Source organism: Exiguobacterium sp. s122 (assembly GCF_018618475.1).
GTDB classification, from domain to species: domain Bacteria; phylum Bacillota; class Bacilli; order Exiguobacteriales; family Exiguobacteriaceae; genus Exiguobacterium; species Exiguobacterium himgiriensis.
This window is the reverse complement of sequence record NZ_JACSMD010000001.1, coordinates 1,804,558-1,820,622: the sequence shown is the minus strand read 5'-3', so window position 1 is coordinate 1,820,622 and position 16,065 is coordinate 1,804,558. Positions and strand designations below refer to the sequence as shown.

The 16,065-nt window shown below is 54.8% G+C and carries 18 protein-coding genes and 1 other annotated feature; of the genes, 14 read left to right on the top strand and 4 right to left on the bottom strand.

All coding sequences use genetic code 11. The features are described 5' to 3' along the window. Positions 1–4 precede the first annotated feature (4 nt). The 7 genes from KNP92_RS09395 (at position 5) to KNP92_RS09365 (ending at position 5,512) form a co-directional block, all read left to right on the top strand. Entirely contained in the window at positions 5–1,327 is a 1,323-nt protein-coding gene (locus KNP92_RS09395) for a ribonuclease E/G (protein WP_214839737.1), read from the top strand. 55 nt (positions 1,328–1,382) lie between these two features. Beyond that, positions 1,383–1,454, top strand: a sequence feature (ribosomal protein L21 leader region). 15 nt (positions 1,455–1,469) lie between these two features. After that, entirely contained in the window at positions 1,470–1,778 is a 309-nt protein-coding gene (gene rplU / locus KNP92_RS09390) for a 50S ribosomal protein L21 (RefSeq protein WP_016508528.1), read from the top strand. 5 nt (positions 1,779–1,783) lie between these two features. Next, positions 1,784–2,119, top strand: coding sequence for a ribosomal-processing cysteine protease Prp (locus KNP92_RS09385; RefSeq protein WP_214839734.1), 336 nt, complete (start codon positions 1,784–1,786; stop codon positions 2,117–2,119). 12 nt (positions 2,120–2,131) lie between these two features. Then, entirely contained in the window at positions 2,132–2,413 is a 282-nt protein-coding gene (gene rpmA / locus KNP92_RS09380; protein ID WP_016508537.1) for a 50S ribosomal protein L27, read from the top strand. A 66-nt stretch (positions 2,414–2,479) separates the two neighbouring features. After that, positions 2,480–2,920: a Spo0B domain-containing protein gene (locus KNP92_RS09375; protein WP_214839732.1), complete on the top strand. Its 441-nt coding sequence runs from the start codon at positions 2,480–2,482 to the stop codon at positions 2,918–2,920. Further along, complete coding sequence (obgE, locus tag KNP92_RS09370) at positions 2,921–4,210, top strand: GTPase ObgE (RefSeq protein ID WP_214839730.1); 1,290 nt, start codon at positions 2,921–2,923, stop codon at positions 4,208–4,210. A gap of 33 nt (positions 4,211–4,243) precedes the next feature. Continuing rightward, positions 4,244–5,512: a hemolysin family protein gene (locus KNP92_RS09365; RefSeq protein WP_214839729.1), complete on the top strand. Its 1,269-nt coding sequence runs from the start codon at positions 4,244–4,246 to the stop codon at positions 5,510–5,512. Between the two features lie 34 nt (positions 5,513–5,546). Here the strand turns inward: KNP92_RS09365 and KNP92_RS09360 are convergent, their stop codons facing one another. The 4 genes from KNP92_RS09360 to KNP92_RS09345 all read right to left on the bottom strand — a co-directional run bounded on the left by KNP92_RS09360 (position 5,547) and on the right by KNP92_RS09345 (position 8,773). Further along, entirely contained in the window at positions 5,547–6,323 is a 777-nt protein-coding gene (locus tag KNP92_RS09360) for an NUDIX domain-containing protein (RefSeq protein WP_214839728.1), read from the bottom strand. 111 nt (positions 6,324–6,434) lie between these two features. Continuing rightward, complete coding sequence (locus tag KNP92_RS09355; protein ID WP_214839727.1) at positions 6,435–7,016, bottom strand: DedA family protein; 582 nt, start codon at positions 7,014–7,016, stop codon at positions 6,435–6,437. 109 nt (positions 7,017–7,125) lie between these two features. Further along, positions 7,126–7,665, bottom strand: a complete 540-nt coding sequence (locus KNP92_RS09350; RefSeq protein WP_214839726.1) for a transcription repressor NadR — start codon at positions 7,663–7,665, stop codon at positions 7,126–7,128. Further along, positions 7,643–8,773 carry a cysteine desulfurase family protein gene (locus tag KNP92_RS09345; RefSeq protein WP_214839725.1) on the bottom strand — a complete coding sequence of 377 codons (1,131 nt, stop codon included), beginning with the start codon at positions 8,771–8,773 and terminating at the stop codon, positions 7,643–7,645. The genes KNP92_RS09350 and KNP92_RS09345 overlap by 23 nt, the downstream gene beginning before the upstream one ends. A 95-nt stretch (positions 8,774–8,868) precedes the next feature. On the opposite strand from KNP92_RS09345, the gene KNP92_RS09340 reads away from it, so the two are divergent. The 7 genes from KNP92_RS09340 to tgt all read left to right on the top strand — a co-directional run bounded on the left by KNP92_RS09340 (position 8,869) and on the right by tgt (position 16,049). After that, positions 8,869–10,302, top strand: coding sequence for an L-aspartate oxidase (locus KNP92_RS09340; RefSeq protein ID WP_214839724.1), 1,434 nt, complete (start codon positions 8,869–8,871; stop codon positions 10,300–10,302). Continuing rightward, positions 10,256–11,137, top strand: coding sequence for a carboxylating nicotinate-nucleotide diphosphorylase (nadC, locus tag KNP92_RS09335; protein ID WP_214839722.1), 882 nt, complete (start codon positions 10,256–10,258; stop codon positions 11,135–11,137). The genes KNP92_RS09340 and nadC overlap by 47 nt, the downstream gene beginning before the upstream one ends. After that, complete coding sequence (gene nadA, locus KNP92_RS09330) at positions 11,088–12,167, top strand: quinolinate synthase NadA (RefSeq protein WP_214839720.1); 1,080 nt, start codon at positions 11,088–11,090, stop codon at positions 12,165–12,167. The genes nadC and nadA overlap by 50 nt, the downstream gene beginning before the upstream one ends. Before the next feature lie 83 nt (positions 12,168–12,250). After that, positions 12,251–12,838 (top strand): Holliday junction branch migration protein RuvA, encoded by a 588-nt coding sequence (gene ruvA / locus KNP92_RS09325; RefSeq protein WP_214839718.1) that lies wholly within the window; start codon positions 12,251–12,253, stop codon positions 12,836–12,838. Positions 12,839–12,848: 10 nt separating this feature from the next. After that, positions 12,849–13,844 carry a Holliday junction branch migration DNA helicase RuvB gene (gene ruvB, locus KNP92_RS09320; protein ID WP_214839716.1) on the top strand — a complete coding sequence of 332 codons (996 nt, stop codon included), beginning with the start codon at positions 12,849–12,851 and terminating at the stop codon, positions 13,842–13,844. A gap of 19 nt (positions 13,845–13,863) precedes the next feature. Further along, positions 13,864–14,907, top strand: a complete 1,044-nt coding sequence (gene queA, locus KNP92_RS09315) for a tRNA preQ1(34) S-adenosylmethionine ribosyltransferase-isomerase QueA (RefSeq protein ID WP_214840301.1) — start codon at positions 13,864–13,866, stop codon at positions 14,905–14,907. Continuing rightward, on the top strand, positions 14,904–16,049 hold the full coding sequence (tgt, locus tag KNP92_RS09310) for a tRNA guanosine(34) transglycosylase Tgt (protein ID WP_214839714.1): 1,146 nt from the start codon (positions 14,904–14,906) through the stop codon (positions 16,047–16,049). Before queA ends, tgt begins: the two co-directional genes overlap by 4 nt. Positions 16,050–16,065 lie beyond the last annotated feature (16 nt).

Genomic DNA, 16,065 nt, shown 5'->3' with positions numbered 1-16,065 from the left:
AACTATGAAACTCATCTATGAACGGACCCCATCCATCGAGCGGGCGATGCTCGTCGACGGGGAACGGTTGCTTGAAGTCGAAGAGCGATTCCTCGACCAACTCGCCGTCGGCACGATTGTCGAGGCGGCGGTCGAACGGATTCATCCGTCGCTCGGTGCTGCCTTTTTGACGAGCGGCGAGACGACGTTCTTCCTTCCTATCGCGGAGACGTTGAAGGCACTCGCGTCGTACCCGAACGTCCCGACGATTGGTCAAGCTGCGGTCGTCGGTGAGAAACGGCTCGTTCAAGTGACGAAAGAAGGCATCAACGGGAAACATCATAAAGTGACGGAAAACATCCGCTTCGGCGGCCGTTATCTCGTCTACTTCCCATATGGACGACGTACCCTTTATAGTCGGAAGCTCGACCTTGTCACACAAGACCGTTTGTCGAATGTCTTCGAGCTGAGTGAGGCGGAGGGCGTCTTGTTCCGGACCGAGTCGGGACAGGTGAACCCTGAGGCGTTACGAGAAGAACTCGAGCGGTTGCGCGCGCGGGCACGTGATGTGGCGGCCGCACGTTTCGGACAAGACGAGTTGCTTTGTGAGCAGTTCGCGCGGAAACACACGGTCGAATCGGTCACGACGAATGACCCCGAGGCGAAGCGTCGACTTGAGTTGCTTGAGATTCCAGTCGAACGTCATGTCGGGAGAGGCCGGATGAATGAGGCACGTCGGCTTGACGAGGCGATTGAGAAATTGACGAGTCGTGTCGTCTGGCTTGAGGGCGGGGCGTACATCTTAATCGAACAAGTCGAGACGATGACTGTCATTGACGTCAACAGCGGCAAGAACGTCGCCGTCAAAGACAAGGGGCGAGCGGCTGATACGATCAATGAAGCCGCGCTCTATACGATCATGGAACAGCTCCGGTTACGGAACATCGGCGGGATGATTGTCGTCGACTTTTTGCGCGGTTCAAAAGACGGCCAAGCAAGGCTTCTGAAAAAGATGAAGGAAGTCGGCGTCCGCGACCCGCGTCGCGTCGAAGTGTACGGCTTCACGAAGATGGGCCTATTCGAGTTGTCTCGCGAACGGACCGGCCGCTCGATGCAAGACCGGATGGTGCGGAACGGACGTCCATCAAAGCTCGCCGTCTTCTCGAAGCTTGAGCGTGACCTCATTGATTTGACGGCGCACGAAGCCGTCGTGTTGTCACTTCCGGACAAATGGCAGGATGGGAGCTGGGACGCGTTCGGACTTCACGTGTACTTCATAGACGGGGAAGGAGACATCGCCTTTTTCGGGACAGACGAGGAATGTCAAAATTTCGTACAACGTCGTTGACAACGTTTGAACGAGAGTGGTATCATCTATAACGTTAGTTCGTTTGGAAGCACCCAAATGGCTACAACCGCACAGAACGGGTTGAAATGGTTTTGCCCTGCCCTGGATGGCGAGTCTGAGTTAAACAAGGAGGTGCACGTATATGTACGCAATCATCAAAACTGGTGGTAAGCAAATCAAAGTTGAAGCAGGTCAAGAGATCTACATCGAAAAACTCGATGCGGATGTCGAGGGTACTGTAGAATTCGGTGAAGTTCTTTTCGTTGGTGGTGACGATGTTAAAGTCGGAGCTCCACTCGTAGAGGGCGCTAAAGTCGTCGCAACTGTCGTTAAACACGGTCGCGCGAAGAAGATCACTGTCTTCAAAATGAAAGCTAAGAAAAACTACCGTCGTAAGCAAGGTCACCGTCAACCTTACACGAAAGTTCGCATCGAGAAAATCGAAGCGTAATTTTTATGATTCAAGTAACGGTCAGACGAGACGAGACGAAGTTGATTCGTTCCGTCGAAGTGACAGGTCACGCCAACTTTGCTGAACCCGGTTCTGATTTGGTCTGTGCCGGCGTTTCCGCCATCATCTTTGGGGCGTACAACGCAATCGAGGTACTGACTGGTCAGTCGCTTCTCTTAGAAATGGCAGACAAAACAGAGGGTGGTTACTTTTATGTCGAGATGTATCCTGATTTATCACCGGAGGATATGACTCGCACCCAGCTGTTACTAGAAGGGATGCTCGTGCAACTTGGCACAATCGCCCAAAGTTACGGTGATTATATCCAAATTGAACAATAGGAGGTGGACCTCATGTTACAATTGAACCTTCAGTTCTTCGCATCGAAAAAGGGAGTAGGATCGACTAAAAACGGTCGTGACTCGATTTCGAAACGCCTCGGCGCTAAACGCGCTGACGGACAGACTGTTTCAGCTGGATCAATCCTCTACCGTCAACGCGGTACGAAGATTCACCCAGGTGAAAACGTCGGCCGTGGTGGCGACGACACATTGTTTGCTAAAGTTGACGGCGTAGTACGCTTCGAGCGTCTTGGTCGCGACAAGAAACAAGTGAGCGTTTACCCAGTTGCGTAAGTAGAACCACGCAGAAGACTCTAGCCACTTATTTGGTTAGAGTCTTTTTTTCTAGGAGAGGATCAAATGGACTCACAGGCAGCACTGAAACTCGTATCGACCGTCCGTCACGAATGGATGAATCGGCTTCAGATGATCTCTTTGTATGCGGCGCTCGAACCTGATAAACTCGAGGAGCTGTACGAGCGATATCGTCAGCACGCCGACGAAGAGAGTGCGCTCGTTCGGTTGAACATACCGACGACGAGTATCGTCGTCATTCAAGCGAACTGGGAAGGGCGGTTGACCTATACGGTATCGACCGACCGCGTGTCGTTAGACGACGCGTGCGTGGCGGACAAGCTCGTCCGTCTTCTGTCAGGAACGGATGGACCGATTCATGTGACGTTCACGGACGGACTGACGGTGCGCGTCTTCGGCAACGTGCCGGAAGGCGTGTTCACGCCAGAGGAAGTGTACGAACAGACCGTAGAATGTTCTACGTTTCGTTTAAAGGAGGGGAATTAAATGTTTGTCGATCAGGTTAATATTTTTGTAAAAGCTGGAGACGGCGGGAAAGGGATGGTCGCATTCCGCCGCGAGAAGTATGTCCCGGACGGAGGCCCTGCCGGCGGTGACGGTGGCCACGGTGGCGACGTCATTTTTGAAGTAGAAGAAGGCTTGCGTACGCTCGTTGACTTCCGTTTCTCGAAAAAATTCATCGCCTCAAACGGTGAAAAAGGGATGTCAAAAGGGATGCACGGACGTCGCGCGAAGCCGCTCGTCGTCAAAGTCCCACCTGGCACAATCGTCTTTGACGCGGCGACCGATACGGTCATCGCCGATTTGACGGAGCACGGCCAACGGGCCACAATTGCTAAAGGCGGTCGGGGTGGACGCGGGAACTGTCGCTTTGCGACACCGGCCAACCCAGCACCAGAGATCGCGGAGAACGGGGAGCCGGGACAAGAGCGCGAACTTCGCCTCGAGTTGAAACTCCTCGCGGACGTCGGTCTTGTCGGCTTCCCATCAGTCGGGAAATCGACACTCTTGTCGGTCGTCTCGTCGGCACGCCCGAAAATCGGCGCGTACCACTTCACGACGATCACACCGAACCTCGGTGTCGTCAAGACGGCAGATGACCGTGACTTCGTCATGGCCGATCTTCCAGGACTCATTGAAGGGGCGAGCCAAGGCGTCGGCCTCGGTCACCAGTTCCTTCGCCATATCGAACGGACGAAAGTGATCGTCCACATGATTGATATGAGCGGCATGGAAGGACGTGACCCGTTCGAAGACTACACGACGATCAACCGTGAGCTCGAGTCGTACAACTTACGTCTTCTCGAGCGTCCGCAAATCGTCGTCGCCAACAAGATGGACATGCCGGATGCTGAAGAGCATCTCGCTGAGTTCCAACAAAAAGTCGGCGAAGACGTCAAGGTATTCCCGATTTCAGCGCTTGCGAAAGAAGGACTTCGCAATCTGCTTATCGAAGTAGCTAACCTTGTGGACTCGACACCTGAGTTCCCACTCGAAGAGCTCGAAGAGAAGACCGCGACACCGCGCGTCGTCTATCGTTATGAGAAAGAAGAGAAAGGGTATCAAATCAACATCGATGAGTACGATCGCTTCGTAATCACGGGGCCACGCATCGAGAAACTCTTCAAGATGACGAACTTCGACCATGATGAGTCAATTAAACGATTTGCCCGTCAGATGCGTCAGATGGGCATCGACGACGATCTCCGCAAACTCGGTGCCGAAGACGGCAGCGTCGTGGCCATCCTCGACTTCGAGTTCGAGTTCGTCGAATAATCTTTTCAATTAGGAACGGAGTGTGAAGTACACGTGGACCCTGTGCCCTCGTCTAGTTTAATTCTTTATGCAGTCTTGATTCTGTTGTCAGCATTCTTCTCGTCAGCGGAAACCGCGCTCTCGAGCGTGAACCGCGTCCGGATGATTCGTATGGCGGAAGATGGGGACAGTGCCGCGAAGCGCGTCCTCCATCTGATCGACCGCTTTGACGATACGCTCTCGACGATTCTCGTCGGGAACAACATCGTCAATATCGGGTCGGCGACGGTCGCCACGGCGATCGCGACATCGATCTTCAGCGGCGGGACGGGTCTCCTCATCTCGACGTTCGCGACGACGGTCCTCATCTTGATTTTCGGTGAGATTCTCCCGAAATCGCTCGCTAAGGAATTCGCCGAGAAATACTCGCTTCTCATCAGCGGGATTCTCGTCTTCTTGGTGAAAGTGTTGAAGCCAATCACGATCCTCTTTACGGGACTGAAGCGTTTGACGCTTCGCGTCATCGGGATGAAGGACAAAGAGCCGTCCGTGACGGAAGAAGAGCTGAAAGTGCTCGTCGATATGGGGGAAGAGGAAGGGGTACTCGGCGAGACCGAGGCCGAGCTCGTGCACAGCGCCTTCGCGTTCAATGACATCACGGTCGATGACGTGTTAACGCCGCGCATCGACATCCTCGCCGTCGATATCGATGATTCGCTTGAAGAAATCAAACAAACCATTTTCAGTGGCGGCCATTCGCGTCTGCCGGTCTATAAAGATTCAATCGATAACGTCATCGGTGTATTGTCGGAGCGCGATTTCCTCCGTTCGATGGTACGCGAGGAAGTGACGGACGTCCGGGCGCTCATCCGCCCGCTCACGTACGTCTCGCCGCAGACGAAGTTGATTGAGCTGCTCCCGATCTTACAGCAAAAGCAGTCGCACATGGCGATTGTGCTCGACGAGTTCGGGGGGACGGCCGGCCTTATCACGCTCGAGGACATGCTCGAGGAACTCGTCGGAGACATTTGGGACGAGCACGATGAATCGGTCGTCTACTTGCGACGCCTTCGTGAAGGCGTGTACGAGTGTATGGCCGACATGGACGTCGATGAGTTCGCCGAAGAGATGGGCATCAAAGAACCGGAAATAGACTCGAATACGATGGGAGGATGGATCGTCGAAATGCTCGGCGACATCCCAGAGAAAGGGGCGCGTGTCACGTATGAGGACATGACGTTCACCGTTCTCCACGTCGAAAAACGCCGCGTGCGCAAGCTATTGGTTGAAACGACTCAATCTGAACCGGCAGAAGAAGCATAAACGAAGGGACCTCAAGCTGAGGTCCCTTTTTGTGTTATACGGTATGATGACGCTCGACCCGTTCGAGCAACTCGTATGGACGGACTTTATAAATGGCGTGTGGTAAATACGTCGGGTCCATGGCATCGAGGACGCGCATTTGGAAGTGCTCACGCTTAATGTAATCCGAGATGTTCGACGCGTCGATCTTGTAGAAGCCGACTTCCTGCGTTTCACCTGGTTGCGGGGCGAGCTCGCCGGATACATAGCGGGCACGGAACGTGACACATAAGACACGCGAGGATACGTTCTGATAAATGCCGGTGATGCCTTCGACTTGAATATCGGCACCGGTCTCTTCTTTCACCTCACGATGGACGGCGTCGACGAGCGACTCGTGCTCTTCGACTTGACCGCCCGGCATCTCGAACGTGTCGTTTCGGTGCATATTTTGGACGAGGAGCACCTCGCCCGCGTCGTTCGTGACGTACGCGGTCACCGAGACGATGGTGCGCGGGGGTGTGTAATGTCCCGTCGGCATCATGAACTCCTCGCTCGACTTGATGTAAAGGTCCTTCCCGAGTCGGGCCCGCTTCTTCATCGCCTCCCGGCGGAGCGAGCTAGCGCGGTAGTCTCGTTCGACTTGTTCGTAGTGCTCCCGGTCGCTGTATTCCCAAAGTGCCATGACCTCGGTCTGGTCTTCGGTCACCCAACGTCCGACGAGCCGTGCGCCGTGCGATACCTGAATCGGATACAGGTATGTATGGAAAAATGACGTGAATTCTTCGAGACGTTCTGGGCGAATCGTGTACGTTTTTCGACGATGGAACATAGAAATTCCTCCTTTGACGGTAGCCGTCTATTCGCTTTATGACTTCACGTTGACCTATTCGCCGTGATGCACCAATTTACCTCTATTCAAAAAGTCAGCTCGAGCGATTGCTCAAGCTGACTTTTTTAGGATGCTCGGATGTGACAGGATGTAACGGACGCCGAAGAACAACGCGATTGCGAGTAGGACGTAAGGGCCGAACCCATGCATGAACGCGCCGATTTGACGCCAATTGCTGCCGAGCATCATCCCGACTTTGACGAAGACGAACGACCAGACCGCGAAAACAAGCGTTGTCACGACGAAGAACTTTCGGAACGACAAGCGCATGACGCCGGCACTGATGGCGAACAGTTGTCGCCAGATGAGACTGAGGCACACGATCCACGCCCCATATTTCTCGAACCACGCCTCGGCCAGCAGTTGTTTTTCCGGTTTAATACGGAACGAGCGATACAGTTTTAATGCGACCGGTCGTCCACCATATCGACCTAGCCAATATAAACCGACCTGACTCGTCACAAAGGCGACCCAGGCGAGCAAGAAGATGAGCAGGAACGACGCGTCAAGGGACCCAACAAGATAACCGCCGTAAGCGAGCACGAGCTCGTTTGGAATCAGTTGGATGAAGATGCCGAGCGGGATGCTGAAGACACCACATCCGACTAACAGTTGCTCGAGGAAGTGCCACATGCTGCGTCACTCCTTTCTCAATAAATTAATAGGAAATCATACCCATCCATTAGTATAACGGACGGGACGAAAAAGCAAAAGAAAAGATGTCACAAAAACGTGACATCTTTTAATCAATGGCCGACACGAGAATGCCGAGCCGGTCGAGCTCTTGGACGGCGGCGTGGATTGCCTCTTTGTTGTCGGCTTCGAGCGTGTGAATGTGGAGTCCGTCCGTCAGATGAGAGAGCGGGGCGGCCTGATTGGTGGCGACCCGTTCTAGAAATGCCCGGACGTCCCGGCGACTCTTCACCATGAGTTGTCCGGTGATCGAGCCGTAAACGGGATGGTCGATAATGACGTCACGAATCGTGACCCCTTCATCGACGATGGCGTTCATCTCGGTCTCCATTTCTTCAGGTGTATGTCGACAGACGATTTTCCGTGTGTAGGCGGAAGGTGCCGCTTCCCCCGGAAGATAGACGTAACCGCGTGCGGTTGCGACGATTTGATGGCCTTTCGCTTTTAAAAGTGATAAGTCCTGCACGACGACTTGACGACTGACCGCGACATGGCGGGCGAGCTCGGCCCCTGTGATGGGTTCCGTGCTCGATTCAATCAGTTCGAGCAGCGTGCGCCGGCGTTCTTCACCGGCTAAGCGTTTGTTCATACGATTCAACTCTCCTTGCTAAAGTGACGATGGCGTCAGCGAGCGCTGACGTTGCCTCTATGGTCGTACCTTCCCCGAATGAAATGCGGACGAGCCCGTGACAGGCGCTTGTCTCATATCCAAGCGATTCGAGCATGCGATTCGGTCCATTCTGTCCGGCTCTGCAAGCAGACCCGGCTGAGACTTGGAAGCCGAGGGCGTCGAGTTCGGTCATCCACCATTGGCCGTTCCGGCGATTCGAGACGAACGAAAAGATGGCCGGGCTTTGATGCTCGAACTCGAGCCATTCCACGTAAGACGATGTCTTCTCTTTCAAGATAGCACGAAACGTCACGTAATTTCTTTCATGACGTGTCCGCGTCTCATGTCGTTCCGTGAATGCTTTAACGAAGGCGCAGATGCCAGGCACGTCAATCGTCCCGGGCCGAATCCCGTATTGGTGATGGCCCGGATAATAAGGCGGGGGGAGTAACCGTTCCATGTAAAGCCCGCCGACACCTTTTGGCCCCCCGACTTTATGGGCGCTAAATGAATAGGCGTCGATTCCGTCGACGGACACTGGGATCTTCCCAAGCGCCTGGACACCGTCGACGTGAAGGAGCACTTTCTTGTATTTCAATTGACAGAGGATTTGGTGGAGCGGCAATACCCAGCCCGTGTCCGAGTTGACGTGCTGGAACGTCACGAGTCCGATGTCCCGCTCAAGGAGATTTGTAAACGTCTCGTGATCGAACCGACCGTCTTTCAATTTCAACCGATGGACGGTGACACCCTCGGCAACCCATTCATCGAGGAGGAGCGACACCGAATCGTGTTCTTGCCACGACGTGATGACTTCCTTTCCTTTCATGCGCTTTCGAAGGCTCGTCAGCGCGATGTAATTACTCTCCGAGCCGCTCCCGGTGAAAAGGAGCTTCCCGCGGAGCATGTCGAGTCCGAGTGCTTGCTTGATGAGTCGCCTTGCCTCGGTCAAATAATCTTCCGCCATGTACCCGGCGGCATGGAGGGAGGACGGATTGCCGTAGACGCCTCGCGCCATCGCCGTGTAATGATCGAGCGCGGCTTTCGTCATCGGATGGGTGGCGGCGTAATCGAAGTATCGGTTCATCAGATGTCCCTCTTTTCTCATGTTGTCTTCTTCACAAAATTATGCGAAACTAGTTTACAAGTCAACATTACATATGAAAAACAGGTGATATACAGATGTCTTTACAGTTAGAACGAACCGACGTGCTCATTATTGGATCAGGTCTCGCGGCCGTAACGGTCGCACTTCATGTACCTGACACATACCGCGTCTTACTCGTGACAAAAGGCTGTGTGACGGAAGCGAACTCGGACCTCGCGCAAGGCGGGATGGCGAGTGCGTATCTTGAACCGACGAGTGAAACCCATATCCGCGACACGCTCGCGGCGTCGAAATGGACTGCCCAGCTAGAGCGGGTTCGTCTTCTCGCTGAAGCAGGACGTGAGGCGATTCAAGAGATGGAGCAATTTGGTGTCGTGTTCGACCGGGAGGACGAACAGTATGCGCTCGGAAGGGAAGGGGCACACAGCACGTCTCGCATCTTCCATGTCGGTGGCGACGAGACGGGGCGTCACATAATGGCGACGCTTCGGGATCGCCTGCCGGGTCATGTTCACGTCATGGAACACGTGTTGATTGACCGACTGCTTGAACACGACGGCCGAGTCGTTGGGGCGACCGGCTTCACACGAGAAGCGCGCCTCCAGATTGAAGCAGGGGCGGTCGTCCTTGCGACAGGTGGCATCGGCGGTCTCCTCGACTGGACGTCGAACTGTCGGACGGTGACGGGTGATGGTCTCGTCTTGGCTCAACGTGTCGGGGCGGCGCTTAAAAACATCACGGACCTGCAATTTCATCCAACACTACTCGCGAGCGGGACGCCCGAGCTCGTGACCGAGGCGCTGCGCGGTGCCGGGGCGACGCTTGTTGACGAAGCCGGCCGACACGTGATGGCGCACCATCCGCTCGGTAGTCTCGCCCCGCGGGATGACGTGGCGGCCGTTTTGACAGCGCACCGGGGTCACGTCTATCTCGAGACGTCTCAGGTCGCTCGCATGACGGAACGGTTCCCGAAACTTACTGCGACGTGTCAGGCACGACAGATTGATTTGGCGTTGATTCCGGTCCGACCCGGTTTACATTTTCAAATGGGTGGGATCGCCGTCGATGAAGACGGAAGGACGTCGGTAGACGGGTTGTACGCGGTCGGAGAAGTCGCCGACACGGGTGTACATGGCAAGAACCGACTCGCTTCAAATTCACTTCTTGAATGTTGGGTGTTCGGAAAACGGGTCGCTTCAGCGCTCGAGTTGAAGCATGGAATAAGCGATGCGGATGGCGGGACAGCGTATGACGTGACGGATGAGGTGTTTCAGTCGTTTCGCCGACAAATTGGAAAGTGGTTGACGATTTCGCCAGCGATTGACGAAATCAGAAGTTTCTTAGAAAATACCCACCAATTGACACGAACGAAACACGTGACAAGACAATTGGCGGAACAAACATTACAACTCGAGGCGGCGCGTCTGCTTGCGCTCGCTTTTTTAGAATTGGAGGGATTGGATGAACAGGATGTTACTGCGCGAACAGCTCACGGAGTTTTTGCGTGAAGATATCGGATTCGGGGACGCCTCGAGTGCACTCATCGACTCGCGCAGTATGTCGACGGCTGCCGTGACGGCGAAAGCGGATGGCATCTTTTGTGGTCAAAGCGTCGTACTCGAGCTTTCCTCGATGCAACGGCTCGTCGTCGAATCATGTTTGGATGACGGGACGAAGGTGAAGCACGGCGACGTCTTATTCGTGTTGAGAGGAAAGACTCGGACGATTCTTGAGACCGAGCGGGTACTTTTGAACCTCGTGCAACATATGAGCGGGATTGCGACGATGACCCGACGCTGTGTGGAGGCCCTTGCCGACCCGACGATTGCCGTTGCCGATACACGTAAGACGACACCAGGACTGCGGATGCTCGAAAAGCACGCCGTCCGGGCCGGCGGGGGAAAAAACCATCGACTCCGTCTCGACGATGCCGTCATGATTAAAGACAACCATATCGCAGCGCTCGGAAGTATCACCCGTGCCGTCGAACTGGCCCGTGCCCAAAACGGACATACGACGGCTGTTGAAGTCGAAGTCGAGTCACTGGAAGCCCTTCATGAGGCCATATCGGCCAGACCCGACGTCATCATGCTCGACAATCGAACGCCGGACGAGTTGAAAGCGTGGACCGCCCTCGTACCGGACGGAATCAAGACCGAGGCGTCAGGCGGGATCACGCTCGAGACGATTGCCGCCTATCGTGATACGGGTGTCGACGTCGTCTCCGTCGGACAGTTGACCCATTCCGTGACGGCGCTCGATTGTAGCTTAAACTTATTAGGAGGAGTCAAACATGCAACTACTAGGCACGATGCCAATCGAATATACGAACCTGTCGACTGAAGAAATGGAGGCACGCATCGAATCGATAAAAGCGAGGCTCGGCCGTCGCCTGTTCTTACCTGCCCACCATTATCAAAAAGACGAGGTCGTCCAGTTCGCCGATGCGACGGGTGATTCACTTCAGCTCGCTCGACTCGCCGAACAGATGAGTGAGGCGGAGTTCATCGTCTTCTGTGGTGTCCACTTTATGGCCGAGACGGCGGACATGTTAACGCGCGACAATCAGCTCGTCGTCTTGCCGGACATGCGTGCCGGTTGCTCGATGGCCGATATGGCCGATATCGACCAGACGGAGATTGCGTGGGAAGAACTGACCGATTCGTTCGGAGACAGTATCATCCCGATTACATACGTCAACTCGACGGCGGCCATCAAGGCGTTCGTCGGGAAACATGGCGGTGCGACCGTCACGTCGTCAAACGCGCATGACATCGTCCGCTGGGCGCTCGATGCCGGAGAACGGATTCTCTTCCTCCCCGATCAGCACCTCGGTCGCAACACGGCGTACGATTTAGGGGTGCCGCTCGAGGCGATGGCCGTCTGGGACCCGCTCCGGGAGCGGCTCGACTATTCAGGTGACATCGAGGACGTCCGTGTCATCTTGTGGAAAGGGCACTGCTCGGTCCATGAGAAATTCAACGTCGCCCAAATCGAAGCATTACGGAAACATGATCCGGAACGACGGATTATCGTCCATCCCGAGTGTACGTTCGATGTCGTCGAGGCAGCGGACGAGGCCGGGTCGACGTCCTATATCATCGACCAAATCGAAGCGAGCACACCGGGTATGAAATGGGCCGTCGGGACCGAGATGAACTTGGTCAATCGACTTGCCGCGACGCATCCTGAGCTCGATATCGTGTCGCTTAACCCGTACATGTGCCCGTGTCTGACGATGAACCGCATCGACCTGCCCCATCTTCTTTGGGCTCTCGAATCGCTCGAGGCGGACCCGGTGAACGTGATCCGGGTTGATTCGGAGACGACGAAATGGGCGACGCTCGCCCTCGAGCGGATGCTCGCGCACTAAGGACAGGCAATCGCCTGTCCTTTTTTCGTGGCGGCGGTTATGGTACAATGAATGCAGTTTTCCTATGAAGAGGAGATATGACCGTGATTGAATTCGTAAAAGGCTCCGTCGCCTACGTGTGTGCGGAATATATAACGTTGGATGTTTCGGGCGTCGGCTACAAAGTACATGTGCCTAACCCGTTTTTTTATCGTGAACAAGACGAACATGTAATCGTATTTACGCACCATTACGTGCGAGAAGACCAACAGACGCTGTATGGTTTCCGGTCACGCCGGGAGCGCGAGCTGTTCAATAAATTGCTCGGTGTCAACGGCATCGGGCCGAAAGGAGCGCTCGCTATCGTCGCTTCAGGTGACATCGATGCACTCATCGATGCGATCGAGACCGAGAATGAGAAGTATTTGACGAAATTCCCGGGCGTCGGTAAAAAGACAGCCAAACAGATGGCACTCGATTTGAAAGGGAAGCTCTCGGAACTCGCCCCAGACTACGTGCCGCAGACGGGACTGTTCGCCCAAGGTGCATCCGAACTCGACGAGGCGTGCGAAGCACTCGTCGCACTCGGTTACTCGGAGCGTGAGATTGCCCGTGTCCGTAAGGAACTGAGCACAGAAATCTTGACGACAGACGCTTACATAAAGCGCGCCTTGCAGTTGTTATTGAAATAAGGAGGAAGCTATGGACGATCGGTTGTTGTCACAATCCCATCAACAATATGAAGATTCTGAAGAGTGGAGCCTGCGCCCGCAAAAGTTCGAGCAATACATCGGACAAGAGAAGGCGAAAGGGAACTTATCCATCTTCATCCAAGCGGCAAAATTACGCCGTGAAACGCTCGACCACGTCCTCCTCTACGGTCCTCCAGGGCTCGGGAAGACGACGCTCGCCCAAATTATCGCCAACGAAATGGGCGTCGGCATCAAGACGACGGCCGGACCTGCCATCGAACGGCCGGGGGACTTGGCCGCGATTTTGTCGACGCTCGAACCGGGCGACGTCTTGTTCATCGACGAGATTCATCGGTTGAGTCGGACGATTGAAGAGATTCTTTATCCGGCGATGGAAGACTACTGTCTAGACATCGTCTATGGGCAAGGCGAGATGGCACGGAGCGTCCGCATCGATTTACCACCGTTCACACTCGTCGGCGCGACGACACGGGCGGGCATGCTCTCGGCACCGCTCCGCGACCGGTTCGGCGTGACACTCAAACTTGAGTATTACGAAACGCATGAGCTCGCGGCCATTGTCAGCCGGACGGCCCAACTGTTCCGCCTATCGATTTCTCCGGAAGCGAGCGGTGCCATCGCGAAACGTTCGCGTGGAACACCGCGAATCGCCAATCGTCTGCTTCGACGTGTCCGCGATTTTGCCCAAGTGGCAGGGACGAAAGAAATTGACCCGGTGCTCGCCTCTGATGCGCTCGACCGCTTGCACGTCGACGCCCTCGGACTTGATGAGGTCGATCATCGCTTATTACGGGCCATGGTCGAACGGTTCGGTGGCGGACCGGTCGGGCTCGAGACGCTCGCTGCGACGATTGGGGAAGACGCCCAGACGATTGAGGACGTCTATGAACCGTATTTGTTGCAACAAGGATTCCTTCAGCGCACTCCGCGTGGACGAATGATCACTCAGTACGCAAAGACGCATTTTGGTTATGAAGAGGAGTAACGATATGCAAGACATCCAATTGAACGTGAACGATTATGATTTTGAATTACCAGAAGAACTAATTGCCCAAGTGCCGCTTCTCGACCGGACGAGCTCACGCTTGCTCGTCCTCGACCGCGAAACCGGCGCCATCGAACATCGTCATTTCCGTGACGTGCTCGAGTACTTACAGGCGGGAGACGCCCTCGTCGTCAACGATTCGCGCGTGCTCCCGGCTCGACTGTTCGGGGCGAAGCAAGAGACGGGTGGAAAGGTCGAGCTGCTTCTTTTGAAGCAGACCGAAGATGACGTCTGGGAAGCGCTCGTCAAGCCGGCAAAGAAAGTACGCGTCGGCGCCATCGTCGAGTTCGGGAATGGACTTCTCCGTGCCGAATGTGTCGAGGAACTGCCGGAAGGTGGACGTCGCTTCAAATTTGATTATGACGGCATCTTTTATGAAATTTTAGATGAGCTCGGTACGATGCCGCTACCGCCATACATCCGAGAGCAGCTCGATGACCAAGACCGTTATCAGACGGTGTATGCTCGTGAACGAGGAAGCGCGGCTGCACCGACGGCCGGTCTCCACTTTACGGAAGAGTTACTCGATGCAGCAAAAGCGAAAGGCGTCCAGCTCATTCCGCTCACGCTCCACGTCGGGCTCGGTACGTTTCGTCCAGTGACGGCGGATTCGATTGAAGAGCATACGATGCATAGCGAATATTTCGAGTTGTCAGAGGCCTCGGCTAAGGCACTTCGCGACGTCCGGGCAAACGGCGGCCGCGTCTTCGCCGTCGGGACGACATCGACACGGACGCTCGAGACGATCGTGCGCGACCATGGGGACTTCGTCGAGTCATCGGGCTGGACGGACATCTTTATTTACCCAGGGGTAGACTTATTGGCGATTGATGGACTCATTACGAACTTCCATTTGCCGAAGTCGACGCTCGTCATGCTCGTCTCGGCGTTCGCGTCACGCGACATCATCTTGAACGCCTACCGCACTGCGGTACAAGAACGTTACCGCTTCTTCAGTTTTGGAGATGCGATGCTCATTACGAGGAAGGAAGAAATCAAATGACCAAACACGCAGTCACATACGAACACATTCACACATGTAAGCAGACAGGAGCGCGGCACGGAATCGTCCATACGCCGCACGGGTCGTTCGAGACACCTGTCTTTATGCCGGTCGGAACGCAAGCGAGCGTGAAGACGATGGCCCCGGAACAAGTGAAAGCGATGGGTGCGAACATCATCCTCTCAAACACGTACCACCTCTGGATTCGTCCGGGACATGAGGTCGTCAAACAAGCGGGTGGCCTTCATAAATTTATGAATTGGGACGGCGCCATCTTGACGGATTCGGGTGGCTTCCAAGTGTTCTCACTTGCCGACCTTCGAAATATCCAAGAGGAAGGTGTCCATTTCCGCAACCATTTAAACGGGGATAAATTGTTCCTGTCACCGGAGAAGGCGATGGAAATTCAGAATGCGCTCGGCTCGGACATCATGATGGCGTTCGACGAGTGTCCGCCGTTCCCGGCGACTCATGAGTATATGAAGAAGTCGGTCGAGCGGACGAGCCGTTGGGCGGAGCGTTGCCTCGCGGCGCATGAACGGCCTGAGGATCAGGCGCTATTCGGCATCATTCAAGGTGGCGAATACGAGGACCTTCGTCGTCAAAGTGCGGCTGACCTCGTCTCACTCGACTTCCCAGGTTATGCGGTCGGCGGGTTGTCGGTCGGCGAACCGAAAGACGTCATGTATCGCGCGCTCGAGTTCACGACGCCGTTCATGCCGGAGAACAAGCCACGTTACTTGATGGGCGTCGGCTCACCGGACGCTTTGATTGAAGGCTCGATTCGTGGAATCGATATGTTCGACTGCGTCTTGCCGACACGTATCGCCCGAAACGGGACGCTCATGACGTCAAAAGGGCGCGTGACGATCAAACATGCGAAACATAAGACCGACTTCGGTCCTATCGATGAGAAGTGTGATTGCCATACGTGTAAGAACTATTCGCGCGCATACGTTCATCACTTGATTCGTGCGGACGAGATGTTCGGGCTTCACCTTTGCACGACGCACAACCTTCACTTCCTCGTGAAGTTGATGGAACAAGTGCGCCAAGCGATTCGCGAAGACCGTCTCCTTGATTTCAAAGAAGAGTTCTTCGAAGAATACGGCTACAATAAACCGAACGCCAAGAATTTCTAATTCTTCCACAGTCATT